The organism is Ligilactobacillus murinus DSM 20452 = NBRC 14221, assembly GCF_001591685.1.
Lineage (GTDB): Bacteria > Bacillota > Bacilli > Lactobacillales > Lactobacillaceae > Ligilactobacillus > Ligilactobacillus murinus.
Map to the genome: position 1 here is coordinate 1 of NZ_BCVJ01000029.1, position 26,114 is coordinate 26,114.

Below are 26,114 nucleotides of genomic sequence, written 5' to 3' on the forward strand. Positions count from 1 at the left end.
GACAAGTGCATCAGTGAGCGCAAGTGAATTGGCATCTGCCTCAGTAAGTGCAAGCGAGTCAACCAGCGCGTCATTGAGCGCAAGCGAATCAGCAAGTGCTTCGGTAAGCGCAAGTGAATCAGCAAGTGCTTCGGTAAGCGCAAGTGAATCAGCAAGTGCAAGCGAATCGACAAGTGCGTCAGTGAGTGCGAGTGAATCGGCACCTACCTCAGTAAGTGCAAGCGAATCAGCAAGCGCGTCAGTGAGTGCGAGCGAATCAGCATCTGCCTCAGTAAGTGCAAGTGAGTCCGCGAGTGCCTCAGTAAGCGCAAGTGAATCAACGAGCACGTCAGTGAGTGCAAGCGAATCGACGACCACATCCGTGAGTGAAGTAGGGTCAAAAAGTGAAGCAGTAGGTCTGGGTACAAGTTTTGATCTTTCAGAATTTCCAATGAGTGAAGCGATCAGTGGGTCACTGAGCACGTCAGTAAGTGCAAGTGAATCAATGTCCGCCTCATTGAGCGCAAGCGAATCAACCAGTGCATCATTAAGTGCGAGTGAATCAGCCTCTGCGTCAGTAAGCGTAAGTGAGTCAACAAGCGCGTCATTGAGTGCAAGCGAATCGACGACCACATCCGTGAGTGAAGTAGATTCAAAAAGTGAAGCAGTAGGTCTGGGTACAAGTTTTGATCTTTCAGAATTTCCAATGAGTGAAGCGATCAGTGGGTCACTGAGCACGTCAGTAAGTGCAAGTGAATCAATGTCCGCCTCATTGAGCGCAAGTGAATCAACCAGCGCGTCAGTGAGCGCAAGTGAATCAGCCTCTACGTCAGTAAGCGTAAGTGAGTCCGCTTCTTCCTCAGCAAGTGCATCAGTAAGTGCAAGTGAGTCAATTAGTTCTTCCCATTCCACCTCAACTAACTCTCAAGGCTCAAACACTTCGAATACTTCAATGAATAGCAGTTCAACTGCAAATAGCTTAGTGATGACAAACAATAGCGGTAACGCCGAAATGAACAATGGTGGCAAACATGATGCTGTAGCTGCTCTAGTAGCTAAGAACAATAAGGCAACTGCAAATAAGGAATTGCCACAAATGGGTGATGGCATGCAACAAGGTGGTCTCTTGTTAGGCCTTGGCTTGATGGCAAGTTCACTACTATTAGCAACGAAGAAAAAGAAAGCTAATAAGTAAGATCATCCGACATAGGTAGTGTAAAACTACCAAAAAGAGACTGTGGCTTAGGTCATAGTCTCTTTTACATATTGATTAAAATTTTTGATAGATTATACACAAGTTTTTTACCAAAACAGGTTATAATGAAAGTGTTGAGAACAAGATATATGTGCATCAGTTAGAAAGAACAATGTGAGACTGGTGATCGAGTAAAATTTTTAGAGAAAGGAGCATCTATATTTCTTTCACAAATGTCAATTTGCTCACATGATATAGCAAGATCGATGAAAAAAGAAAAAAGTCCTTTGCGTAAACGGATACTGTTCAGTTTATTCTTATTGGTCATCTATGGTTTTGGGAAAAATATCCCACTACCGTATACTGATCCGACTGAAACGGTGCAGCAATTGCAACAAAATAGTTTTTGGCAGCTGACAAGTGTAGCGACTGGGGGCAATTTTACAGCGCCAACACTATTTTCTCTTGGGTTAGCTCCTTGGATGGCGGGAATGATCTTTTGGCAATTATTGACAATGACAAAGATCTTTGGTCTGGATCAATTGCCACAAAAACAAGTAGATCTAAGACGAAATCTCTTTATTTTGGTGGTCGCCTTGATCGAAGGGGTCGGGACAGTATTATTGATGAAAGGTCGCTTTATTGATTTTTCTCAAGGACAACTCCTTGAATTGACGCTCCTATTAGTTGCGGGTTCCTTTTTCTTGATCTGGTTAGCTAACATCAATAGTGTTTGGGGCTTAGGTGGTCCAAGTTTGCTGATCTTATATGGAATAGTTGGTTCATTGGGGAGTCAATTTGGAATGATCATCAGAAATATTTTGACGTATCCAGTTTGGTGGGCACTTGGAGCGAGCATGATACTGATAGTGGCTACTTTAGGGGTGATCGCCCTAGCGTTTATCTTTGAATTATCGGAGTATCGCTTAGAGATCAATCGTATCATGTTGAACCAACAACTGCTAAAAACTTCGTATATCCCTTTGAAGTTAAATGCTGGAGGCAGCATGGCGTTTATGTTTGGGTTAACGATGTTGATGTTGCCCCAAGCGCTTTTTCAACTATTAGTCGAATATTTCCCTGGAAATAAGATCTTGTTGTGGATGGTAAGTAATAGCAGTAGTACGGAGTTTTTTGGCGTTACGGTCTACAATATCGTGTTGTTTAGTTTAACGATGTTGTTTGCGTATGCAATGTTAGATATGACGGAAATGGCGGATAATTTGCGTAAAAGTGGTGATTATTTCACTGGGATAGATCCAGGCCGACCGACAGCTAAATATTTGCGTTCAAAGCAGCGAGCAACTGCCTTTATCGGAGCGACTTTCACGGTTACGGTAGCTGGTCTACCACTATATTTAGGGGTTATTTGGCCTAAATATGCAGCTGTCGTTATGCTACCGGGGATGAGTATCATGTTGGTCGGTTTGGCAGTGACAGTAATGTTTCAAGTACGGGCGATCAAGATCTTGCACAATTACGATGAACTATTTTAGTGAAATGAGGTGGAAACCTGATGTATTACTTTATTCCGGCGTGGTTTAAAAATAATGAACGTTCATTTTACAACGTGGCTAAACCATGGTACCGCGATAGTAAAAAAATCGAATTTGATGACTCGATCAATCAGATCAAGATGTTTGAACAAGCTGGAACAGCTGTTAAATTATTGATCATCGGGTACATGCCAAATCTGCGCTCGTTTTTACAGCGCCAAGAATTGGATGAGACCGCATATCTTAGTATCTTTGATGAATTACAGGGGATCAGCTTGCAGGGGACACGGCGGATCATGGTAAATGATCTGAAGTTTCCTACCGATGCTGAGTTTGTCTATACTCCATTTCGGATCATGGTCTATCACAAAGAGCAACTTTACGCCAAAGTCGATATTGGAACTTTAGGAGAGATCTTGACAGTAACACGCCCAACTAAGCAGTATGTTTTTGATGACCGTGGCTTTCTATCAAGTATTCTCTATACGACGGCTGAAGGGACACCTTTGCGACAAGAATATTTAAATCTTGCAGGTGAAGTGCGTTTCATAGAAGATCTACAAAGTGGGAAAGTTCAAATCGCGCCAGCTTTCTTGAAAAATTTCAAGTATTCAGAATATGAAAATATCCAAGCACTGGTGACGGAAAAGTTCAACCAATTCTTGCAACAAGTCACAAATGAGGATGCTTTTGTGTTGGCGGCGGGAGGTCAACGGACTAAATTAGCATTAGAACAGATCAATGGTCCTAAGATAATCATGTCTTATTTCACTGGACGTAATAAAGAATTGGCTCCACTTCAAGCAGAACCGGTCGCTAAAGCATACCTAGCTGTTGCAGATACCCAGGCGACAGCAGATCTGATCGCCCCACTTTATTCGGCTGAAAAGATCAAGGTGGTCACTCCATTTGATACGCGGTTGCGTTTAGGGCACAGTCAACGGCTAGCCAAAGATTGGCTACTCTTTTTAGTGGATGAGATCGCTGCGTCAGCGCTGGATCAAGCTTTAAGTCAGATCTTAGAGTTGATGCGCCAACAGCCTAAATTGGGGCTAGAACTTGGAGTTTTCAGAAGAGATGATGTTAATTTGCATAATTTGCGGGCTCAGATCTTAACGAAAGCGCCAGATTTTAAAGTGACTTTGCCAGATGATGAAAAAGAAGCTGAAAACCAATTGGAAGAAAAAAAATATGCGGGTGAAGTTCATTTATTTTATCTAGACACGGAAAATGAGATCGTTCGAGCTTTGGACCGCGCGCGGGTTTTGATCGATCTAGGAACTCCCCCAGATCTTTATGCTCAGATCGCAGCGATCAGTGCGGGAGTACCGCAGATCGTTTTGCATGCCGAACAACTTGTTGAGCATGAAAAGAACGGGTTAGTCTTACAAGGTAATATAAATAATTTAACGAAAGCGATCAAATATTATACGCAAGAATTAAAATACTGGAATGAGGCGATGATGTATGCTGTGGCGAAGATCTCAGAACTGACCGGTGGGAACTTAGCCAAACGTTGGCAGACATGGTTGGAACAAAGTGAGTAGGTGATGAACAGATGAAGATTCTTCAAATTGGCCAAACAGATCTACGCTCAGAGGTTAAACTAGAGCAAAGCACCAAGTGGGAGTTTTGGGAAGTCGAACAGATCGCAGAATTTTTGGTACCCTATAATTTGCCAAAAAAGCCAGCTCGTTTTAACTTTGCAGCTGTCATTTTCACAAGTACAGTCCCAGCAGAAAGTTTAAAAATGCTCCAGAAATTTCTCCAAGCTTATCGAGTCGTTATTTTAGCTGGCGTACAGCTACCAGAACTAGTTGCGCGCTACAGTGCTTGGCAAGTCACCCAAGAGCAACTACCCCACTTTGTAAAAGATATCGAACGTGATTTTTTCCTCAGTCAATACGGGGATAATGCAGCGATCGAAAGTGTCGAAGTTGCGCGCTCTTTTCAAGGAGATATCAAGTATCGTGGGCGCCACCAGTTGGAATTGACGGGGGATTTTGGAACTGAATTCAAACCGATCGCGACCTTTAAACGTGGATTTTATATTTCGGAAAAAAACAGCATCGAACTATGGCCAGTTTTTGAAAAAAGTGCAGCTATTGAACTTAAATTTGTTGTGCGCTTAGCCTATGTTGGGGATATCGAGATCCAAAAGACATTGGAATTTTCTAAAGCTCAGCTAGCTGAACCGCTGATCTTAGAGGGTCTAGATGGCAATGCTACGGCAACGGTCAGTATATGGGCTAAAGGGCAAGGAACTTTGGTATTAGGTAATATCAACAATCGTTTGACACGGCATCAATATGGTACTTTGATCATGGGGGGGAAACGTTTTACCGATCATAAGCGCCAAGAATTTTTCTATTACTTTGATCCGGGAAACTTAAAGCCTCCACTCACGGTCTATTTCGCTGGGTGGCAACCACGAACTGGTTTTGAAGGATATTTTATGATGAAACGCTTGGGGCATCCGTTCATTTTATTTGCTGATCCGCGCTTAGAAGGTGGAAGTTTTTACCTAGGTTCAGCAGAATATGAGGCCAAGATCAAAGGTGTGATCGAAGAAAGCTTGGCTAAACTTGGTTTTACCAATAAAGAATTGGTCTTGTCAGGAATCTCAATGGGAACGACAGGTGCGATCTATTACGGTTCTAAAATCGGTGCTCGAGCAGTGATCGTGGGTAAACCCTTGATAAATTTAGGGACGATCGCTTTGAACAACACTTTGCACCGAGCAAATGAGTTTGATACGGCGCTTGATCTTTTGTTGCTCCAACAAGGAAAAAATTCAGCAAAAGCAGCTACTGAGTTTGATCAGCGAATGTTACAGGCTTTGAAAAATTCTCAATTAACGGCAGGGCAAGTTTTAGCGGCCTATATGCGCGAAGATGACTATGATGGCACGGCTTTTCACGATCTAGTGGAAAATCTGCAAGCTGATCAAGTAAAAGTCATCGGTCACGGTTATACCGGCCGTCATAATGATGCTTCTAATAAAGTCATAGCATGGTTTTTGAAACAGTATGAATTACTTTTACAAGAATTTGAAAGGAAGGGGCAGGATGAAACAGATCAGCGCTAATATCATCACTTGGGATCCACGTGAAGATAAAACGTATTTGAATGGTTCGCAGATCAAACTTTCAAAAGGAGAAGTCGCGTTTGAAAATGAATTGATGAGTCCAGGAAAAGCGCTAGTTACTTGGTATTCACAACAAAATTATCAAACTAACCGCAATCTAGCGAAGTTGCCTCTTTTGGCTCGGGGGCAGACCTATCAGCTAAAATTGGTGGCAACCGTTGAGCCACGCCAAACGCTTTACCTCAAAGTGAGTTTTTATAGTCGCTTTGGTGAGGTGGTGCAGACGACCTTTATCAAAGACTTGCAGGGTGAATTTGAATATCCTAAAGATGCTTACGAGTACCGCTTAGAATTGATCAATGCAGGAGTAAAGAAAGTAAATTTCAAATATTTGATCTTGGCCCAGGCTAAACTAGATCTGCAGTCAGGCTATTGTGTTCAAACGGGAAGTTCATTGGAATCAAAGCTAGCGATCGTTTTTAACGAACCAGATCTGCGGGCACTGATCACAACAAAACCTAAAACTGATACGGTCATTTTTAGTGCGTATAGACCGCAGGCGTATTTTGAACCAAGTGTGGGTGAAAAAATCGCAAAATTTGTTGATAAAGCTGAGCAGTTGGTCTTTATCGGTAATGGTGCACTTTCAAATGCTGTCGCAGCCTATTACAACAATAAGTATCAGCAAAAATTGTTGATAACTCCACAATTGCCGACAGAAAAGCAATTAGCTCACCTTCCAGTAAATCTTTCAGACTTACAAGCGACTTTTGAAAAGGCAACAATTTATCATCGGAACATGAAAATAGAGGATGATTTTGCAGAAAAGCTTTATGAAAATAACGTGGTACAAGATGATTTGAGGGTCAGATAAATGGAATTAACAAAAATCGTTGATCGCAGAGATTATCATATTTTAAACCGAAAGTTAAAGCAGATAAATCGCCTGGCTCCACAAATGGCGGCCTTGACTGATGGAGAGTTACAACATAAAACGGTTGAATTCAAAGAGCGCTTGGCGCAAAAAGAGACATTGGATGAGCTATTGCCTGAAGCATTTGCGGCGATCAGAGAGGCTGCCAAACGGGTCTTAGGTATGTTTCCCTATGATGTTCAAGTCCTAGGTGGCATCATCATGCATGGGGGCAATATTGCTGAGATGAAGACAGGCGAAGGCAAGACATTGACGGCGGTAATGCCGCTATATCTGAATGCATTGTCAGGCAAAAGTACGATCTTAGTCACACCTAATGAGTACCTAGCTCAACGGGATGCAAATGAGATGGGGCCATTATATGAGTTTATGGGACTGAGTTTAGGCTGTCGTGCAGGTGAAGAACAAGAGGAACTTAAACCATACGATAAACGCTATCTTTACCAACAAGATATTGTCTATACGACTAACGCTACGCTAGGTTTTGACTATTTGATCGACAATCTAGCGGAAACGGTGGACAAAAAGTTTATGCCTGAATTCGATTATGTGATCATCGATGAAGCCGATGCGATCTTACTTGATTCAGCGCAAACTCCCTTGATCATTTCTGGAGCGCCCCGGGTGCAGTCAAATCTCTATGGTTTAGTGGACAATTTTATTTTGACGCTAGAAGAAGATCAAGCGTACAAATTGGATGAAAAAAGAGAGGCTGTTTGGTTGACACCAACAGGGATCGCTGAGGCAGAGCAATATTTTTCGGTGCCCAAGTTATATGATGGGAGCCATACCGAATTAGTTAAGCACATCAACTTAGCATTACGGGCTCATTTGCTGTTTGAAAATGGCAAAGATTATGTTGTTCGTGACGGAGAAGTGGTCTTATTGGATGATAAAGATGGGCGGATCTTGGAGATGACAAAGCTTCAGGGGGGCCAACATCAAGCTTTAGAGGCCAAAGAACATGTTGAGATCACGCATAATATGCGCGCAATGGCATCGATCACCTACCAAAATCTGTTCAAGCTTTTCCAAAAGACGGCGGGAATGTCAGGAACAGCAAAAACCGCTGAAGATGAGCTGATCGAAGTTTATCAGATGAAGGTTTTGCCGGTCCCGACCAACAACCCCGTGCAACGCATCGATGAACCAGATGAAGTCTATCTGACTTTACCGGAAAAATTGCGGGCTTCAATGAAAGTCGTGAAAAAGTTACATGCTAAAGGTCAGCCCATTTTGATCGCCACTGGTTCAGTCGAGTTATCTGAGATCTATTCAGAACTATTGTTAGCCGAAATGATCCCACATAGTGTATTAAATGCCTATAATGACGCTAAAGAAGCACAGATCATCAAAGAAGCTGGTCAAAAGGGAAGCGTGACGGTCGCAACTTTGATGGCGGGACGTGGGACCGATATCAAGTTAGGCCCAGGTGTCAAAGAACTCGGTGGCCTAGCAGTGATCGGAACTGAAAAGATGCAAAATGTTCGGATGGAACTACAATTGCGGGGGCGAGCTGGCCGGCAAGGAGATCCAGGTTACAGCAAGTTTTTTGTGTCGCTTGAAGATGAAGTCGTCCAAAAAAATAGCGCTAAGCGGATCGAAAAATACTGGCGTAAACATAAAGATCAGCCTACTGATAGGCCTTTACGCTCGAAATATCAAAGGATCGTTGCAAGCGCTCAAGTTGCTAGTGATAATAGTGCGCGTAAACAGCGCCAATTGACGTTAGCTTTCGATGAAAGTGTCAAGACACAACGCGAGAAGGTCTACCACCAACGCAATGAATTTATTTTTCAAGCAGATGATTTTGAGTATGATGTTTTAGCTTTGATCAAAAAGGATGTAGATGAGTTTTTACAACAAGGTCAAACGACTAAGGCTCAGATCGAGCGCTATATTTTTGATAATATCAGCTATGAGGCGCATTTTTTACCAGAAAAGATCGATAATGCCCAGGTAAAAGAAATGATCTTACAATTAGCTCAGACCGAGTTGAAGCGTAAAGCAGATATTTTAAAAGATCCAGTCCAATTGCGCAATTTTTATCGGTTATGCTTGTTAAAAGCAATCGATACTAGTTGGATCGAAGAAGTCGACACATTGGAACAGCTAAAGAATTTGATCACAGCGCGGACCTCTGCCCAACGTAACCCAGTTTATGAGTATCATTTTGAAGCTAAAAGAGCTTATCAAGCGATGCAGGCTAATTTACGGCGGTTAGCGCTCCAGAATCTACTTTTGAGTACGATCACTGTTAAAAAAGACGGTAGTTTAGATGTTTATTTTGCATAATAGAAAGGTGAGAATACGATGACGGTCTATAGTTTTAACCAAGGTATCGGTTGGGCGAGCAGTGGGGTCGAGTACGCCCAAGCATATCGCGCCAAAGTTTTTGCTGATTTAGGGGTCGATGCTAAATTTGTCTTTACCGACCTTATCTTGAGTGAAAATCTCCAAACCTTAACTTCAAATATTGGTTTTAAAGATGAGCAGATCATCTGGTTGTATCAGTATTTTACAGACATTAAGATCGCTCCTTCCAGTTATACGCTAGAACAGTTACAGGCTAGCCTCCGTTATACTGAGCGTGAAGGTGAATTTGAAACAGTCAATGAGCGGATCGTGCGTTTGCGCTTTCCTAAAGAGGACCAATATGCGACGGTCTATTTGAAAAAAGGCACGTCTGATATCGTGGATCGAGTAGAGCATGTTTCAAAAAATTATTTGATCCGCAAAGATTATTATACCTATACGCGCTTATTGACGGAGTATTACGCACCGTTTGAAAATAAAGCGACAGTCTACTTGCGCCGCTTTTATAACGAAGATGGTTCGACAGCTTATGAACAAGTCGTTGGGCCAACGCAGACGCTTTATCGTTTTAAAGACCAAGTTTTGTATTCCAAAAATGAATTTATCGAATATTTTATCAAGCAACTGCATTTAACAGCTCAAGATATATTGATCATTGACCGGGCAACGGAATTGGGGCAAGCCGCTTTTGTAGCCCATGAACCAGCTAAATTAGGCGTTGTAGTCCATGCTGAGCATTTTAGCGATAATGTGACTGATGATAATTATATTTTGTGGAACAATTACTATGAGTACCAATTCGATAATGCTGATGAGATCGATTTTTTCATCACAGCAACGGCTAAACAAAAAGAACTGCTAGAACGACATTTTGCTAAATATCAAGGGAAAAGTCCTAAAGTAGTTGCGATCCCAGTGGGTAGCTTAGCTCAATTACACCAGCCTGTGACCTCACGCCGACCATATTCGTTGATCACGGCATCGCGCTTAGCCTCAGAAAAACATATCGACTGGCTTATTGAAGCAGTCGTCATGGCTAAACAATACTTACCTGAGTTGACGTTTGATATTTACGGTGAAGGCGGCCAACGTCAACTATTAGAAGAGTTGATCGCTAAACATCAAGCAAGTGATTATATCAAGCTCAAAGGGCACCATGACTTAGAACAGATCTATACCCAATACGAAGCCTATGTTACTGCCTCGACCAGTGAAGGTTTTGGTTTGACTTTGATGGAAGCGGTCGGTTCGGGGCTAGCGATGATCGGCTTGGACGTGCGCTATGGAAATCAAACCTTCATCGAGCCGGGACAAAACGGTTATTTATTGGAATATACCGGGAAAAAAGATCAAAAACAGACCATCGACCGGTTAGCCAAAGCTATCGTAGAGCTATTTACTAAAGTTGACCTAGCCAAATCCCATCAAGCATCATATGCGCTCGCACAAGAATATTTGACCAGTGAAGTGGAACAAAAATGGCACCAACTTTTAGGAGGAATGACCAATGCTTAATTTATTTGAACGAAATGATCAAAAAACACGTGACCTCCTGTATTCTTTGAAGCAAGCAGGCTTTGAACGCCCAACTGTTTTTTTGGAAGATGATGGTTGGTTACCACCTGAATGTGAATCACCGTTTGCTTATTTTGCTAAGCAAGAAAAAAGCGGACGTCCACGTTATTTCAATGAGATAAAAGTCCCACGTTTTTGGGAGATCATAGGCGATAATCGCCAAGCAAGTATTGGCTTTTATGGTCAAACAAAAGCCACGATCGTTTATGCAGCACCTAAAGAAAAACGTTGGGTAAAAGAGGTCAAATGGCTCGATCCAGCAGGAAGGACGCGCCTGATCGATCACTATGATCAATATGGGCATCGTTTTGCTCAAAGTGTATGTGATGAGGCACAAAAGCCGATCGTTAAGACTTATTTTGACGCTAAACAACATGAAGTATTGGTCCAAAACTTTGTGACTGATGATCTGATCTTAAACCAAGGTGAGCAGATCTTGACGTTTAAAAATCTGACCGAATTTACGCTGTATTATTTGGCTAAGCGTAAATTTAGTATTGAGCAGATCTTCATCAATTCGCTCTCTTATCCACTCTTTGTGCTACTTAAATTACCACAAACGGGAAATGATGTCTTGTTTTGGCAGGAAGATTTCCAGGGGAATATTCCTGGAAATATGGAAATGATCTTAAACGGTAGCGTTCCACGTCTCAAAAAGATCGTCGTCCAAGATGCTAAGGCCTATCAAACGGCAATGCAACTGTCGAATAACTCACCATACTTTGAAAATTTGGGCTTTATTTATGAAAAGAAACGTGAAAATGGGCAACGAAAGCAGATCTTTATCCTGACAAACAGTGACCAACTCGAGCAGATCAACACGTTGTCCGCTCAATTACCAGAATTTGAATTTCATATCGCAGCGATCACAGAGATGTCGCAAAAATTGATGGATCTGGGACATCAAGCAAACATTTCGTTGTATCCCAATATTGCGCCTAAAGAATTGGCGAAGCTTTGGCAACAAGCAGATTTTTACTTGGACATCAATCATCACCAAGAGCTCATGCAAGCGGTGCGTCAAGCCTTTGAAAATGATATGTTGACGGTCAGCTTTGAAAATACAGTCCATGATCGACATTTTATTGCACCTGAAAATATTTATGCACCAGAGCAAGTTGAGCAGATGGTTCAAAAGCTAAAACGAGCAGCAAGTGACCGAGCCTATTTAGCTACACTCTTAAACGCGCAAAAAAAGCAAGCTGAGATGGGGTCGGTGGCAATGTATCAAACTGTGTTAGGGGGATAAGCTGATGAGTGAAGATCCGTTAAGAGAAGAGATCGCCAAACGAATGGAGCAGGTCAGAAAAGACATTCCGGTCGAAAAAAAGTCTAATTGGCGACGAAAAGTGATCGTTTTAATGATGACCTTGGTCTTGGCTGGGATAATGTTATTTTCGATCTTACGATATTTTTGGTGAAAAGAAAGTACAGTATAAGCTAAATAACGAGGGGCTCACTCTGCTAGGTCCCTCGTTATTGGTGCGTAATGTAGATGGCTTTTTGTGATAAAACGATTAGAATTTGTCAGAATGGATGATATTACTTTTTTTAATATGAAGTATATCGAAAAAATCAGTTTTGGTAGTTGGCTAAAATTTTTGCTAGAATTGAATAATGTGTTAAAAAATAATAGAAACGAGGGGCGAAAGTGTTAGCTGATCTTAAAAATTTGACGAAGCAAGCAAAAAAGACGGAGCTCATTTCTGGGCTAACTGGCTTTTTTGCGATCTCATATATCATCATTGTAAATCCGTTGATCTTGGCTGATGCCCATATCCCAGCGACTTTGAGTGTGTTTGCGACGATCTTTTCTTCGGCGTTAGGCTGTTTGATCATGGGACTTTGGGCAAATGCTCCGATCATTATCACACCTGGAATGGGGGTCAATGCCTTCTTTACCTATACTTTAGTGGTCGGAATGCACTTAAATTGGCAACAAGCGATCGCGATCTCGATCATCAGTAGTGTCTTGTACATGGTGGTAGCCTTCAGCAAGGCAAGCGAGAAATTATCTGAAGCGATCCCGCAAGAGTTAAAGATCGGGATCACAGCGGGGATCGGGCTGTTTTTAGTCACTTTAGGCTTAGAAAAAGCCAAATTGATCCAACAAGGCGGTTCCCGCGCGCTCTTGGCTGTTGGACACCTAACTGATCCAGAAGCGCTTTTAGCCTTATTTGGCTTAGCCTTGACCTTAGTTTTGTATCTAAAGAGAACTAAGGGAAGTTTTATGATCGGGATCGTTGTAACGAGTGCTTTAGGAGTGCTCTTTAATGTTGGACTTCAAGATCCGCCAAAAGTCAGTTTAGCTGATCTAGGGAAATACAGTACGATCTTATTTCAAGGTGATTTTAGTAGCTTATTTTCTTTGAAATTCTTATTGGCGGTCTTTTCGATGTCGATGATCTTGATCTTTGAATCAATGGGGATCTTAGAAGGATTATTACCAGATACGAAGAAATTTAAAAAGACTTTTGAAGCTAGCTCAGTAGCAACCTTTTGTTCAGGCTTCTTAGGCACCAGTCCGACAGTTGCCGCTGCTGAAAGTGCAGCTGGGATCGAATCTGGGGGCAAAACAGGCTTGATGGCGCTAGTCAGTGGGGCCATGTTTATTTTGTCATTATTCTTTATCCCATTGCTCAGTTATGTTCCGCAAGCAGCGATCGCACCAGTGATCATCATTACAGGAGCGATCATGATGCAACAGCTGAAAGCCTTAGATTTCGATGATTTTTCAGAATGGTTCCCCGCTTTTTTGATCATCGTTTTGATCCCACTGACCGGCTCGATCTCAGTTGGCTTAGCCTTTGGTTTTGCAGCTTATCCATTGGTAAAATTTGCGGCACATAAAACGGATAAATTAAATCCATTATTATGTTTGTTGAGTCTCTTATTTATTTTACAATTGATCTGTGAAGCAGTCTTACTATAGTAAATTAGGTTTTGGACAGAGCATTCTGTCTAAAACCTTTTTTTATTAAAAAAGTATTGTTTTTGAATGTGAAAACTTGCTATACTTAGGAATGAAAACGGTCTACATTAAGGGTGGTGAGTTAGGTGAAATTTTTCCAAAAGCTCAGTTGTGTAATGCTGCTTTTGGCGTTAGTTATTTGTTTTTATTATCGTGATGGCTTAGTGAGTAAACCGATCGGACAGACGGGCGAGTTTGCTATAAAGCATGAACAGGCAGGCTATGCTGTTTCTTTGTACTACCCAAAGATCGATCCAACTAAGGCGCATCAAAAAAATGTTAGGGTCGGTATTATCGACTCAGGGATTTCACCTAAAGTAGGCTCTGAATTAAATATCGCAGCTGCTTATGATCTTTCGGGACAAAATGAACCGTTTGATCAGACAGGTCAGGGGACTAGGATCGCAAGTATTATTGGAGCTAAAGATAACCACCACAAAATGATCGGCTTAGCGCCCAATGTTAAACTCTATTCATATAAAGTGAATGCCACCAGTCGCTCGCTACAAGCTGCTTTACAACAAGCTTTAAGTGATCGCGTTGAAGTTTTGGCACTTGGGCTTGAAGTCAATAAAGTGACCCCACAGATAAAAGCGCTGATAAATGAGTATCTCGCTCAAGGCGGCTTGTTTTTTACCGTAGACCAGCGCTTGGGGCAGATAAAAGGAGTAGCCACGGTCGGAGCGTTTAATGAGTATTTAGAGTTGCTTGAAAGTGGACGTACATACTATGCTCCAGCAAAACAGCTGGCGTTGGGGCGAGATGGGCGCATTCAGACAGTGACTGGCAATGCGTATAGTACGGCATTTGTCAGTGGGACGGCTGCCAGTCTGCTGGCGCAAAAATTAGCGCCGGCACAAGTCAAACAGCAACTTGCAACGTATTTTAGCCCGCAGGTGATCGAAAAACACCATAATATAAGTCATGTGATCGCTAAAACTTTTAGCAAAAGTGATATGTATCTAGGTATTTCCCTGGTTATTTTGATCTTGGTAACAGCTGTTCTAGCAGTGATGTTAGCCATCAAGCGGCGTAAGAACAAGTATTTACTAGGGGTGAGCATCAATACTTTGTTGCTCTTGATCTTAGCGTATTTATTGGTACCGATCCAGGCTAATGCTCAGACGATGAAGTATTGGATCTTAGGTTTACTAGTGATCTTTACGCTCTTTCAGTTGTATTTTAGCTGGCGTTTAGATATGACCAAACCTTTTAGCTTAAATCGCCTATTCAATTTAAGTTACAATATCTTTTTGCTGGTCTTTTCGCTTTGGCTGAGCATGTTTGTGATGTTAGGCTATGCGGGAAGTACGCACTTTTAGCTAAATAACGCGGGATCCATTATGATAGATCCCGCGTTATTTAGTCGGTGCTGACCGCCTTATTTTTGAGCTAAGGTTTGCAGTTTATCGAACAGTTCATTAGCTTTTTGGTTTAATTTTGGTGTGGTACGTTTGATGACTGGTGCCATATTAGTGAATTTATGTAATTCAGCTTTGAAGTCCACATCAGAACTGTTCTTGAAGGCTGTAACAGTCTCTTCGATATATTCGGTAAATTTGGTGTCTGGTTGGGTCTGTTTGAGTTCGGTAACTAATTTTTCTAAAGTTGCGACGATATTTTCTTTTGTACTCATAATAGATCATCACCTTTACTGTAATTTTTATTTACACCTAGAAGAATACGCTTACATCAAAATAAATGCAACAAAAAAGACCGAAAAATTCGGCCTTTTTTCTAATAAGTTTCACTATCTAGATAGTGGTTATAGTATTGAACTTTGACATCATCGTCAGTTACAGTCAATTTTGTGACAGCACCGTTTTTCGGGCCTAATTTGTCAGCGCCTAGATCAGGGGCAAAGTGATCAACGATACTTCTGATCGTGATACTGTGGCTGACTAAGAGCACTTTTTGACCATCAGCGGTATTTTTACGTAGGTGTTCAAAACCAGCATTGAGCCGTGCCCAATATTGCTCGTCATTTTCAGCATCCTTAAATGGATCGGTCTCATGCAACAGATCCCGCGTTTTTCCCAAGTCATATTTTTCTAAAATATCGTTGTACGTGCGACAACCGTGTAATGCACCGACCATGAGCCAAGTTTGGGCCGCGTCGTTACCTTCGAAATAGCCAAAGCTTTGTTCACGGAAGTTCTTGAGTTCACTAGGCACGATATCTTGGGAATGGTGGTTATTTTCTAAGATAAAATGGCAGGTACGCATGGCACGTGTCGTATCAGAATGATAAGCTTTGTCGAACTTGATGTCGGCTAGATGCTTTCCCGCACTTTTGGCATCGTTGATCCCTTTTTGCGTTAAAGGTGAATCACACCAGCCTTGGAGCCGGTTATAACTATTCAAGATCGTTTGCCCATGGCGCACCATATAAAGTGTAAATGTCATTGTAATATTCCTCACTGTTTTTTCGATACTTTAAATAATAACATGCACAGACTAGCTTTTAAAGCGTTGTTACGGGTATAATTAGGCTAGAATAAAAAATGAGCGTAATCTTAGAAAGGAAATTACATTTGAAAAAGACACGACATATCAAGCTTTTTTCGCATAACGACTTAGACGGATTTGGAGCTCCCGTCTTGATCACGACGCTAGCGCCCTACCTTTTTAAGGACGTTGAATTTGACCTAACGACTTGTTCGGCAGGTAATCTTGATCGCGAATTATCCTATTGGTTCCGCCAACCCGACATTTCTCGCTTTACTGATGTCTACATTATGGATATGACACCGGATAGCGATTATTCGTTCCAACAGCTCGAGCAACGTTTTGCTAATCATTGGTTGATCTTTGACCACCATGAAAGCGAAGAAGAATTACGGAACAACTATGCGCTAAACTGCATCAAACCACTAGATGAGGGGAAAAATCCAAGTGCGGTCAGCTTAGTCTATGATTGGTTGAGCCAAAAGCCTGATTTTATGAAGATCCCCGAAAAGAAACGGGCGCAAGTGGCGGAATTGGTAGAGTTGGTCCGGGCGTATGATACTTGGGATTGGCAAAATGATCCGTTGATGTCGGTCGAAGAAAGACAAGCAGCGGATGAATTGAATCAACTATTTTGGTTCTATCCGTTGAGCAAATCGCGCAATTTTGTCGAAAGTGTTTTTGCTACAGGCTGGGAAGAGTATCGTCAAGCAAACGAACTGTTGATCCACACCTTAGCTGGCAGACGCACCCGTTATTTGGAAAAGCACCTTAAAAATGTTGAGACCTGTGAATTGGATGGGCATAGCTTTGGTGTTGTCTATGCTAGTGATTATAAGTCTGAGATTGCACATGCATTGTTGAAACGTTACGATGTCGATGCTGCCTTAGTGATCGATGGGCACAGCGTTTCTTTACGCTCTAATGGACGGCTAGATGTGGCTAAATTTGCCGCTGAATATTTTGGTGGCGGGGGTCATGCAGATTCCGCTGGTGGAAAATTAGAAGTTGAACCACTTAAAGTTGCTGAACAAGCAGTGATCGAGTCGATGCGTCAACGCTCCACGCTAAATGCTGATGTTGCTAAACAAAATAATAGTGAGAAAGCTTCATTAGCTGACCAACTCGATCCAGAAATGGCAGCCAAGCTCGCCGCCTTATTTGGAAATGCTGATTAACTAAATCCTGCTCTGTAAGTGCTAAATCCTGTATGGCACTTGCAGAGCTTTTTTTGTTGCCTTAAGCTTAGGGCAAAAAGGGGATGAAAAAATGATCGAGGTCAAAAACGCGACACTACAGTATACAACTTTTAAGCGATCACAGGGCTTAAAAGGGGTCATGCATGATTTTTTCAAGCGCTCGGTCATTCAGGTCGAGGCACTATCTGACATTTCATTAACGATCAATGAAGGGGAAATGATAGGTTTGATCGGCAGAAATGGAGCTGGAAAAACAACATTGATCAAATTATTGACCGGAATATTGCCTTTAAGGCAGGGGGAGATAAAGATCGATCAAATGTTGCCCTATCAAAGGGAAAAAGTGTTCCTAAAAAATATTGGTGTTTTGTTGGGACAAAGATCGCAATTGATTTGGGATCTACCAGCGATCGATACCTATGATATGTTGGCTGCCATTTACGAACTACCAAAGCAAATGTATAGTGCTCGTTTGACTTGGTTGAGCGAACAATTGGAAGTAACTGAACTGTTATACATTCCGGTACGTAAATTATCACTAGGTCAACGAGTGAAGTGTGAGTTGATCGCGGCTTTGCTACATCGACCGAAGTATTTGTTTTTAGATGAGCCCACCTTAGGACTAGATTTTGTAACACAAAAGACTATTTATAAGATCTTGCGTCTTGAAAATCAATATCACAAGACAACGATCATAACCACGTCGCATTACATCAAAGATATTGAGCAATTAGCAGATAAAGTAATTATCTTAAACAAGGGAAAAATCATTTTTAATGACAAGTTAGAGCAGTTACCAAAAGAACTAACCACCGAAATTTTATTTGATATTGATTTCTTAAATTCAAAATCAGTGGAGAAAAAACTAACGTGTGCCCCAGATAAACTAAATGAAATTCTGGCTAAAATACCCGCAGAAAGAATTTTACGTGTCAGTCAAAGAGGTATGGAACTAGAAGAATTGATCCTGCAATTTATTAAAGGGGATAGTATATGAAATACTTGTATGTTTTTTTAGCTAGTTTAAAAGCAAAATTGATCTATCGGACTAATATCGTACTAGAGTATGGGCTGACTATTTTGCAGGTAGGAGTTAGTATTTTTGTTTGGCAGGCGCTATATAGCCAGAAAGCTTTGGTAGTTCCAAACTATAGTCTGGAAAAATTAAATGCCTACCTTTTTCTAGCCAATTTTTTAGCGCTGAGCTTCAGTGTTGCCCCAGCCTTTAGATTAGCGACGCAAATAAAATCGGGGCGCCTCTCAACGCTTCTTGAACGGCCTATTTCTTTATACGGTGAGCATCTGGCATATTTTATAGGCGATCAGTTTCTAGGGATAGTGATAAATTTATGCTTAGTAGTATATTTTGGGGCTTTATCGGGAATTTCAGTATTAATGTTACTTCTCTTAGTAATATATCTGGCTTTTGCAGGCGTAATGTTTTTTTCTTTGATGATGATCTTAGGAATGCTGGCGTTTTGGTTGATCGAATTATGGCCACTGCGTTCATTTGTGACAGCGTGCTACTTATTATTTGGGGGACGTTACTTTCCGTTGTCACATTTACCTAACAAGTTTTTTATAGTAATTCAATATAATCCTTTTTCTCTAGTTACTGACATACCAGCGCGCTTTTTAACTGTTGGTCTGTCTGGATATGAATTGATGCAATACTTAATTGTTACGCTTGGATGGACATTCATATTTTTAGTGATATATAGGCTTATTTTAAAGCATGGATTACGTCTATATGAAGGGGTCGAGAGTATATGATGCGTGTGTTAAGCTGTGCTTGGGATAAAAGTCTTAAACAGTTTATGATCTATCGAGCAACAGGCTGGTTAACTTTTTTGTTAGCAATTATTTTCTATGCAATAGAGTATGTAACAGGATATGTATATTTTTCGAGCAATACGTCGGTAAATGGTTGGGATCGTACTGATTATTTAGTATTAGTGACGGGGGTATCAGTTATGGTGTCGGCCTACAACTTTATATTTATTTTGGGTCATGAAGAACTAAGCGAGCTAATTGTTGATGGGGGCTTGGATAGTTTATTGCTCAAGCCATTAGATCCGTACTGGTCGGTGATGTTAGTCGGTTTTGATATGCCTAGCTTGATAGAGTTAGTTGTTACAACAGCGGTATTTATTTATTTGCTCCAGAATTATACTTTAGGGATCATAAAAGTTTTTATGATCATATGGGCTCTGATCATGGGTGTAATGATGATCTTTTTATTGAATAGGATATGCATATGTTTTAGTTTTTGGCTGGCTAAAGCAAGTTCATTAGGTGGTGTGATAGAAGACTTAACGAGTATGCTCAGTAGACCAAAAGTGTTTTTTCCGACTATTATTCAGTTAGTTTTTACATTTGTAGTTCCTGTATTAACAGTCACTAATATGCCGGTCGAAATTATAAAAGGGGATGGTAGTGTTAAAGAACTTGTGTATTTCTCGATCGCCTGTGTAGCGCTATATTACTTATCACGTTATGAGTGGGATCAAGGGATGAAGAATTACTATTCTGCAAATTAAGGGTTCATTATTCGTTGGTCAGTTGTTGCTTTCCACTGCAAGGCTTTAAAAAATAAAGGTATCTTCAGAATTCCAACATTTGGAATTTGAAGATACCTTTTTAGTTTCCTTATAAATTAGGGGGTGTAATGGAGAAAATAGGTGTTGTTCAAGTAACAGTGCTACATTCAAAATATTTTACCCACGGGGATAGTTTTGCGTTAAAATTACGCTAAAGGGGGAATGAAAAATGGAGGTTATGTATTTTGTACCGACAGCATCTTTAGATTCAAATACCAAGTTAAAAGATTACCTGGCGAAAGTCCCTTGTTGTGATGAACTTCAGGCTTTAGAGAAGACGTCAGCGCAAGTCTGGATCGTAGTTTTGACCCAGAAGTTGTGCCAACAGACTTTGGCAACCTGTAAGTTACGCCAGCAGTTGGATCCAAGTCAAAAATTTATTTTCTTAGTTGATCAAAAAGAGCTTTGCTTTTGGATGTATCGCTATCAATTACAGGTAACTGCAGTTATTTTTTGTTATGCTAAAACATGGTATCAAGAATTGATGGCTGCATTGCAAGAGCTTGAGAAAGCTACGGAACTTTGCTTTAAAAGCAGGGGAAAAGTCATCAAAGTCGAGCTTGAACAGATCTGTTATGTGGAATCGCATTGCTCTAATACACATGCTGCTGTTTTGTGGCTCATGGATAAACGACCGCTCCAAGTTCCTAAGAATTTGCGTATTTTAGAAAAAGAAAATCCTCGTCTCTGGCGCAGTCATCAGAGTTATCTCCTTAACCCGGGAAATGTTTATATGTTAGATAAGTTAAACGCTACTGCGACTTTTGTTAACGGTCTGAAATGTCCGATCTCACGTCAAAAATTCAAGACTTTAGCCGAACGTTTTGCGTAATTATCAGGTCTTTATCACATAGTAATAGCCACTGGTAGGTTTAACTTGAGCTACCAGTGGCTATTAGTGTGGGCAAGATCTAGCCAAAATAAAAAAGCTAGCCCTTAGCCAGCTTTTACGCGTTACTTTGGATAAAGAACTTGGAATTTTCGTAATGGTAGGTCGTTGTTGAATAATCGAACGGCTCACCTGAAGTCAGATAATAGATCTCGTTGATGGTAAGTGCAGGATCACCTGCTTTGACACCTAGGAGGTCAGCCGTTTTTTGATCGAGTTTTTTGACAGTTAGGTACTTGTCTGAAAAACCGATCGCGATACCTAATTCACGTACATAATTGAAGATCGAACCTTGCGCGATCTGTTCATTGAGATACATGATGATATCTGTTCTAAAATAAGATTCTTCTAGACACAAAACATCAGCATCGATATAGCGTAGGCGCCGTATTTCATAGACCTCGGTCTGCTCAGGGCCAAAGACAGCTTGAACTTTTTTGGGTGGTTTGATCTTACGTAACGTTAAGACTTTTGAAGCCATTTTATGCGTGGGCAGATCAGCAGTAAAGCCGTTATTATCGATCAAATTGACGTAATCAGCCCGTTTTGGTCGGCGGACAAAGACGCCACTACCTTGCACTTGATAGATCAGTCCACGATTTTCTAGCCGTTCTAAAGCTTTAACGATCGTACTTTTGCTGACGCCATAAAGTTCCATTAGTTCAGCTAATTTGGGGAGTTTTTCGCCTTGAGAGAGATCTTTTTCAATGATCCAAGCTTCCATTTTATCAGCAATTTCAAGATATTTAAGCAATTCCTTCACCTCACTATAAAAAATTATATCACAAAATTGAAAACCTTTTCTTGACAAATTGTGAATGCACAATTATTATATAAATATACAATAAATCAAAACGTTTACAAAGGGAGTGGCAAGATGGCTGAAAAAGTTAGAGATTACAAAAAATTAGCGCAAACGATCGTTGATATCATTGGCGCTGACAATATCGTAAGTGCAGGACACTGTGCAACGCGCTTACGTTTGGTGTTAAAAGAAACACCAGCTGATGCTAAAGAAAAGATCAGCGCTTTACCGGGTGTCATTACGGTCGTTGAAAATGGCGGACAATTCCAGATCGTGATCGGTCCGCACGTTGTTGATGTTTACAATGAATTTAAGAATTTAGTTGATCTTAGTGAGAGCAATGATTTAGAAGCTGAAAAAAAGAGCATCATGAGTCGTGTGATCGCAACGATGTCAGCCGTCTTTGCTCCTTTTATCTATATTTTAGCAGCGGCTGGTCTATTACAAGGGATCTTGATCTTAAGTAAATTAGCTTTCCCAACTTTTGAAGCCACAGGCACGTATAGGATCTTTGATATGATCTCATGGGCACCATTTACGTTTTTGCCAATTTTGATAGCGATTACAGCGTCGAAACATTTTAAGACCAACACCTATATTGCAATTGCATGTTGTGCAGCGTTAGTCTCACCGACTTTAGCTGAGTTGACGCAACAAGTAGCTAGCGGTAAAGCGATCGATCTGTTTGGCTTACCCTTATCCCAAACGACTTATACATCCTCGGTCTTACCGCCACTTATCTTGGTTTGGATCTTGTCATACGTTGAACGCTTTGTAGAAAAACGTTTGCCAGGTGTGGTCAAGCAACTCTTTACGCCGTTGATCTGTTTAGTTTTGATGGTACCGTTGACCTTATTAGTTTTAGGCCCAGCTTCATCTGTTGTGGCTGCTGGGATCGCTAATGGTTACAATTGGTTGGTCCAAGTTGCACCACCGTTAGCTGCTTTGATCATTGGTGGTTTTTGGCAGATCTTTGTTATCTTTGGGGTCCACTGGGGGATCACACCAGTTATTATGGCCAACTTTGATATGTATGGTCGTGATAGCTTCCAAGCTTTCCAAACGATCGCTGTAACAGCGCAAGTCGCTGCTACATTAGGCGTCTTTTTGAAAGCCAACAGTAAAGAACTCAAAAATGTTTCACTTTCGGCTGTGATCACTGGCCTTTTTGGGATCACAGAACCAGCGATCTACGGTGTTACGCTACGTTTTAAACGACCTTTCATCTATGGCTGTGTAGCTGGTGGGATCGGTGCTGTCGTGGCAAGTTTCTTTAAACCATATTATTTTGCTTATGCCGGCTTACCAAGTATTTTGACGAGTGTGAATGCGATCGATCCTAAGATGCCAATGTCATTTATCGGTCTTGTGATCGGCTTAGGAGTAGCGATCGTAACTGCGATCGCATTGACCTTGATCTTTGGTTTTGGTGAAACCCCAGCTAAAGATGAAAAAATAAAAGCCCAAGTTGAAGATGCACCCGGAACCCCAGTTGAAGTGCTCAAAAATGTTGCGATCTCTTCTCCATTACAAGGTGAAGTGATGCCTTTGAGCCAAGTACCTGATGAAGTCTTTTCAAGTGGTATGATGGGGCAAGGGGTTGCGATCATGCCAACAGATAATAAGGTCTATGCTCCGTTTGACGGTAAAGTTGCTATGGTGACTGGCTCAAAACATGCGATCGGGCTTACTGCAGATAATGGGATCGAGTTGTTGATCCATGTCGGTCTAGATACCGTCCAATTAAACGGCGCACCTTTCAACTATAAGGTGGCTGAAGGTGATAGATTTAAGGCAGGCGATGTCTTATTGGAATTTGATCTAGCTGCGATCAAACAAGCAGGCTTGTCGCCGATCACGCCGATCATCGTGACGAATAGTGCAGCATATGCAATGATAACACCAGAAAATGAACTAAAAAATATCAATACTAATGAACCGATCTTACAGATCAACTAATGGAGGAAAAATATGCAAAAAGATTTCTTATGGGGTGGCGCAGTAGCTGCTCATCAATTTGAAGGTGGCTGGAATGCAGATGGCAAGGGCCCAAGCGTGATCGATGTTTTGACAGCTGGAGCTAATGGTGTGCCACGTAGATTGACCGATAAGATCGAGCCAAATGAATTTTATCCTAACCACGAAGCGATCGATTTTTATCATCACTACAAAGAAGATATCGCACTTTTTGCACAAATGGGCTTGAAGTGTTTTAGGACCTCGATCGCTTGGACACGGATCTATCCAAAAGGGATCGAAGAAGAGCCAAATGAAGCAGGTCTCAAATTTTACGATGATATGTTTGATGAATTGTTAAAATATGGTATTGAACCAGTGATCACCCTATCACACTTTGAAATGCCACTTTATCTAGCAAAAGAATACGGTGGTTTTCGCAATAAAAAGGTGATCGAGTATTTCGTCAAATTCGCTGAAACTGTCTTTAAACGCTATAAAGGCAAGGTCAAATACTGGATGACTTTTAACGAGATCAACAATCAAATGGATACCAACAACCCACTCTTTTTGTGGACTAACTCAGGCGTGACTTTAGCCCCTGATGAATCGGCGCGTGAAGTGTTGTTCCAAACAGCCCATAATGAGTTAGTTGCAAGTGCTAAGGCTGTGATCGTTGGCAAGCGGATCGACCCTGAATTTAAGATCGGTTGTATGGTCTCACACGTTCCGATCTACCCTTACTCATGTGATCCAATGGATATGCAGGCCGCTCAAGAAGCGATGCATGAACGCTACTTTTTCCCTGATGTTCAGGTGCGTGGGCACTATCCAAATTACGCTAAAAAAGAGTGGGAACGCCAAGGCTATAATTTAGACATCACGCCAGAAGAATTGGCGCTCTTAAAGCAAGGAACGGTCGATTATATCGGGTTTAGCTACTATATGTCCACAACTGTTAAAGCTGGTGCTAAAAATGATAATTTAGAAACAACGACTAACGGTGGGATGGAAAATGCAGTTGAAAATCCATATATCAAATCCTCAGATTGGGGTTGGGCGATCGATCCAGTTGGATTGCGTTACACACTGAATAATCTCTATGAACGTTATCAAAAACCATTATTCATCGTAGAAAATGGCTTTGGTGCGGTCGATCAACTTGAAGCCAATGGTACGATCCATGATCAAGCGCGGATTGATTACTTGACTGCACATATCAAAGAGATGCAAAAAGCGGTCGACTATGATGGAGTTGAACTCATGGGATATACTCCATGGGGCATTATCGATCTAGTCTCATTTACGACTGGTGAGATGAAGAAACGCTATGGGATGATCTATGTTGATCGTGATAATGAAGGCAAGGGGACGATGAAACGTTATAAGAAGGATTCCTTTGCTTGGTATCAACAGGTGATCAAAGACAATGGGATCAAGCCAAAATGTCTTGTGCATAAAGATAAGAACTGCGAGCATGTGGTCAACGATTAAATTGAGGCTGTGACATAAGTCTCTAAAAAACGGTCGTAAATGGACTTTAAAAATTGTTCATTTACGGCTGTTTTTGTATACTATAAAAAAGTATCAGAAACCACCTGATATCCATACAGAGACTTTTATAGAGAAACAAGAGCTAAAAAACGAGATCTAGACACTATTACTGCGCAATAAGTTAGTTATAGAATTAAAACTAAGATCGAGCAAGTCCTGAGAAAAGAACGGGGAATATTGGCTAGAAGAAAACGAACACTGAACGATAATACGTCATTATAGCTCTAATATTAGGGGGATATGGTATTCATCGTCACTAGCTTAAAAAGACGAATACTAAGAAGGTCGTAACAGAAAAAGTTGAAAGAAGATAAACGTTGAAACTAAAAAGGAACATTCTACAAATACTGATATAAAACTAAATAAAAAATTGTATTTTGATTAGATCGAAACCATGGTAGAATATCTTCATAAAAGGATAATTGTTTTTTGATCCTTAAAAATGAGATGTGTTAAAAGGTAAGGGATATTGCAAACCTGTTTATTATGCAGCTAATAGTTATTCATGTCGTTACAAGAACGGTCAATGGGATCACATTGTTACTAAGGAAAATTTGGAAGCGACTCTGAGTGTTATGTCTAATGGCTGGGTAAGTTCTCTTGGTGGAGGATATTTTAACCGTCCTAAATAGTGGGTGATATAAAGTGAAGGAAGATATAACAGAAGAAAAAATTATGAATGAAGTATACAACTTCATTGTAGATGAAAAAATTACTGATGCTGAGCGTAAGGTTTTTATAAATTTTAAAAATAAAATTGGTGAGAAGGTAGATTTTAGCGAAGCATTAATGGCATTATCTTATGATTTAAGAGATTTGGCTATTAAAAATATATCTGAAAATAAAGTCTTGACCCCAGATGTAAGTAATTTTTACAAAAAAATTTCAAGCTACGGTCAATTAAAACTTAATTGGGCACGAGGTTTAGCTTCATATGGTATTATCTTCTAAAAAGAGGATGTGACATAAGTAGTTTTTCGCATTGTATATATTAATAAAAAATTGCCGCTAAAAAATTATTATTCGTTATTACTTTCCACAACAAAGTCTTAAAAACTAGTATTTTCAAGATGAAAAAAGACATCTCCAAAATTCCAACGTTCGGAATT

General features: G+C 40.9%; 23 protein-coding genes and 1 pseudogene. 20 read left to right on the forward strand and 4 right to left on the reverse strand.

Features of this window, described 5'->3' with window-relative positions; all coding sequences use genetic code 11:
- Positions 1-717, reverse strand: a pseudogene (locus LMU01S_RS06545) (hypothetical protein); the annotation flags it as partial.
- Between the two features lie 247 nt (positions 718-964).
- On the opposite strand from LMU01S_RS06545, the gene LMU01S_RS06550 reads away from it, so the two are divergent.
- The 11 genes from LMU01S_RS06550 to LMU01S_RS06595 all read left to right on the forward strand — a co-directional run bounded on the left by LMU01S_RS06550 (position 965) and on the right by LMU01S_RS06595 (position 14,876).
- Positions 965-1,174, forward strand: coding sequence for an LPXTG cell wall anchor domain-containing protein (locus tag LMU01S_RS06550; protein ID WP_156470392.1), 210 nt, complete (start codon positions 965-967; stop codon positions 1,172-1,174).
- Between the two features lie 266 nt (positions 1,175-1,440).
- Positions 1,441-2,670 carry an accessory Sec system protein translocase subunit SecY2 gene (gene secY2 / locus LMU01S_RS06555; RefSeq protein ID WP_056959014.1) on the forward strand — a complete coding sequence of 410 codons (1,230 nt, stop codon included), beginning with the start codon at positions 1,441-1,443 and terminating at the stop codon, positions 2,668-2,670.
- 20 nt (positions 2,671-2,690) lie between these two features.
- On the forward strand, positions 2,691-4,217 hold the full coding sequence (gene asp1, locus LMU01S_RS06560; protein WP_056959013.1) for an accessory Sec system protein Asp1: 1,527 nt from the start codon (positions 2,691-2,693) through the stop codon (positions 4,215-4,217).
- Positions 4,218-4,228: 11 nt separating this feature from the next.
- Positions 4,229-5,758 carry an accessory Sec system protein Asp2 gene (gene asp2, locus LMU01S_RS06565; RefSeq protein WP_056959012.1) on the forward strand — a complete coding sequence of 510 codons (1,530 nt, stop codon included), beginning with the start codon at positions 4,229-4,231 and terminating at the stop codon, positions 5,756-5,758.
- Positions 5,739-6,632: an accessory Sec system protein Asp3 gene (asp3, locus tag LMU01S_RS06570; RefSeq protein WP_056959011.1), complete on the forward strand. Its 894-nt coding sequence runs from the start codon at positions 5,739-5,741 to the stop codon at positions 6,630-6,632. Before asp2 ends, asp3 begins: the two co-directional genes overlap by 20 nt.
- On the forward strand, positions 6,633-8,987 hold the full coding sequence (gene secA2, locus LMU01S_RS06575; protein WP_056959010.1) for an accessory Sec system translocase SecA2: 2,355 nt from the start codon (positions 6,633-6,635) through the stop codon (positions 8,985-8,987).
- Positions 8,988-9,005: 18 nt separating this feature from the next.
- Positions 9,006-10,523: an accessory Sec system glycosyltransferase GtfA gene (gene gtfA / locus LMU01S_RS06580; protein ID WP_056959009.1), complete on the forward strand. Its 1,518-nt coding sequence runs from the start codon at positions 9,006-9,008 to the stop codon at positions 10,521-10,523.
- Positions 10,516-11,832 carry an accessory Sec system glycosylation chaperone GtfB gene (gene gtfB, locus LMU01S_RS06585; protein ID WP_056959008.1) on the forward strand — a complete coding sequence of 439 codons (1,317 nt, stop codon included), beginning with the start codon at positions 10,516-10,518 and terminating at the stop codon, positions 11,830-11,832. Before gtfA ends, gtfB begins: the two co-directional genes overlap by 8 nt.
- A gap of 4 nt (positions 11,833-11,836) precedes the next feature.
- A complete protein-coding gene (locus LMU01S_RS10565) occupies positions 11,837-12,004 on the forward strand; it encodes a hypothetical protein (protein WP_004049746.1) in 168 nt (55 codons plus the stop codon).
- A 230-nt stretch (positions 12,005-12,234) separates the two neighbouring features.
- On the forward strand, positions 12,235-13,515 hold the full coding sequence (locus tag LMU01S_RS06590; RefSeq protein WP_056959007.1) for an NCS2 family permease: 1,281 nt from the start codon (positions 12,235-12,237) through the stop codon (positions 13,513-13,515).
- Positions 13,516-13,640: 125 nt separating this feature from the next.
- Positions 13,641-14,876, forward strand: coding sequence for a S8 family peptidase (locus LMU01S_RS06595; protein WP_056959006.1), 1,236 nt, complete (start codon positions 13,641-13,643; stop codon positions 14,874-14,876).
- A 59-nt stretch (positions 14,877-14,935) separates the two neighbouring features.
- Here the strand turns inward: LMU01S_RS06595 and LMU01S_RS06600 are convergent, their stop codons facing one another.
- Together LMU01S_RS06600 and LMU01S_RS06605 are read right to left on the reverse strand one after the other, a co-directional pair.
- The gene (locus LMU01S_RS06600; protein ID WP_056959005.1) at positions 14,936-15,190 is read right to left on the reverse strand and encodes a hypothetical protein; all 255 of its coding nucleotides are present in this window, start codon (positions 15,188-15,190) and stop codon (positions 14,936-14,938) included.
- Between the two features lie 101 nt (positions 15,191-15,291).
- Positions 15,292-15,960: a histidine phosphatase family protein gene (locus LMU01S_RS06605; protein ID WP_056959004.1), complete on the reverse strand. Its 669-nt coding sequence runs from the start codon at positions 15,958-15,960 to the stop codon at positions 15,292-15,294.
- Between the two features lie 128 nt (positions 15,961-16,088).
- Between LMU01S_RS06605 and LMU01S_RS06610 the strand changes: the two genes are divergently transcribed.
- The 5 genes from LMU01S_RS06610 to LMU01S_RS06630 all read left to right on the forward strand — a co-directional run bounded on the left by LMU01S_RS06610 (position 16,089) and on the right by LMU01S_RS06630 (position 20,633).
- On the forward strand, positions 16,089-17,180 hold the full coding sequence (locus tag LMU01S_RS06610) for a DHHA1 domain-containing protein (protein WP_056959003.1): 1,092 nt from the start codon (positions 16,089-16,091) through the stop codon (positions 17,178-17,180).
- Between the two features lie 91 nt (positions 17,181-17,271).
- The gene (locus tag LMU01S_RS06615) at positions 17,272-18,198 is read left to right on the forward strand and encodes an ABC transporter ATP-binding protein (RefSeq protein ID WP_056959002.1); all 927 of its coding nucleotides are present in this window, start codon (positions 17,272-17,274) and stop codon (positions 18,196-18,198) included.
- Entirely contained in the window at positions 18,195-18,974 is a 780-nt protein-coding gene (locus LMU01S_RS06620; RefSeq protein ID WP_056959001.1) for an ABC transporter permease, read from the forward strand. The genes LMU01S_RS06615 and LMU01S_RS06620 overlap by 4 nt, the downstream gene beginning before the upstream one ends.
- Positions 18,971-19,741 carry an ABC transporter permease gene (locus LMU01S_RS06625; RefSeq protein ID WP_056959000.1) on the forward strand — a complete coding sequence of 257 codons (771 nt, stop codon included), beginning with the start codon at positions 18,971-18,973 and terminating at the stop codon, positions 19,739-19,741. Before LMU01S_RS06620 ends, LMU01S_RS06625 begins: the two co-directional genes overlap by 4 nt.
- 229 nt (positions 19,742-19,970) lie before the next feature.
- Positions 19,971-20,633: a LytTR family DNA-binding domain-containing protein gene (locus LMU01S_RS06630; RefSeq protein WP_056958999.1), complete on the forward strand. Its 663-nt coding sequence runs from the start codon at positions 19,971-19,973 to the stop codon at positions 20,631-20,633.
- Positions 20,634-20,748: 115 nt separating this feature from the next.
- On the opposite strand, the gene LMU01S_RS06635 is transcribed toward LMU01S_RS06630, so the two are convergent.
- Complete coding sequence (locus tag LMU01S_RS06635) at positions 20,749-21,444, reverse strand: GntR family transcriptional regulator (RefSeq protein WP_082613060.1); 696 nt, start codon at positions 21,442-21,444, stop codon at positions 20,749-20,751.
- A 123-nt stretch (positions 21,445-21,567) separates the two neighbouring features.
- Between LMU01S_RS06635 and LMU01S_RS06640 the strand changes: the two genes are divergently transcribed.
- The 4 genes from LMU01S_RS06640 to LMU01S_RS06650 all read left to right on the forward strand — a co-directional run bounded on the left by LMU01S_RS06640 (position 21,568) and on the right by LMU01S_RS06650 (position 25,956).
- Positions 21,568-23,454, forward strand: a complete 1,887-nt coding sequence (locus LMU01S_RS06640; RefSeq protein WP_056958998.1) for a beta-glucoside-specific PTS transporter subunit IIABC — start codon at positions 21,568-21,570, stop codon at positions 23,452-23,454.
- Positions 23,455-23,466: 12 nt separating this feature from the next.
- The gene (locus tag LMU01S_RS06645; protein ID WP_056958997.1) at positions 23,467-24,945 is read left to right on the forward strand and encodes a 6-phospho-beta-glucosidase; all 1,479 of its coding nucleotides are present in this window, start codon (positions 23,467-23,469) and stop codon (positions 24,943-24,945) included.
- 509 nt (positions 24,946-25,454) lie between these two features.
- Positions 25,455-25,637: a garvicin Q family class II bacteriocin gene (locus LMU01S_RS10300; RefSeq protein WP_082613059.1), complete on the forward strand. Its 183-nt coding sequence runs from the start codon at positions 25,455-25,457 to the stop codon at positions 25,635-25,637.
- Between the two features lie 13 nt (positions 25,638-25,650).
- Positions 25,651-25,956, forward strand: coding sequence for a bacteriocin immunity family protein (locus tag LMU01S_RS06650; RefSeq protein ID WP_056958996.1), 306 nt, complete (start codon positions 25,651-25,653; stop codon positions 25,954-25,956).
- Positions 25,957-26,114: the final 158 nt, after the last annotated feature.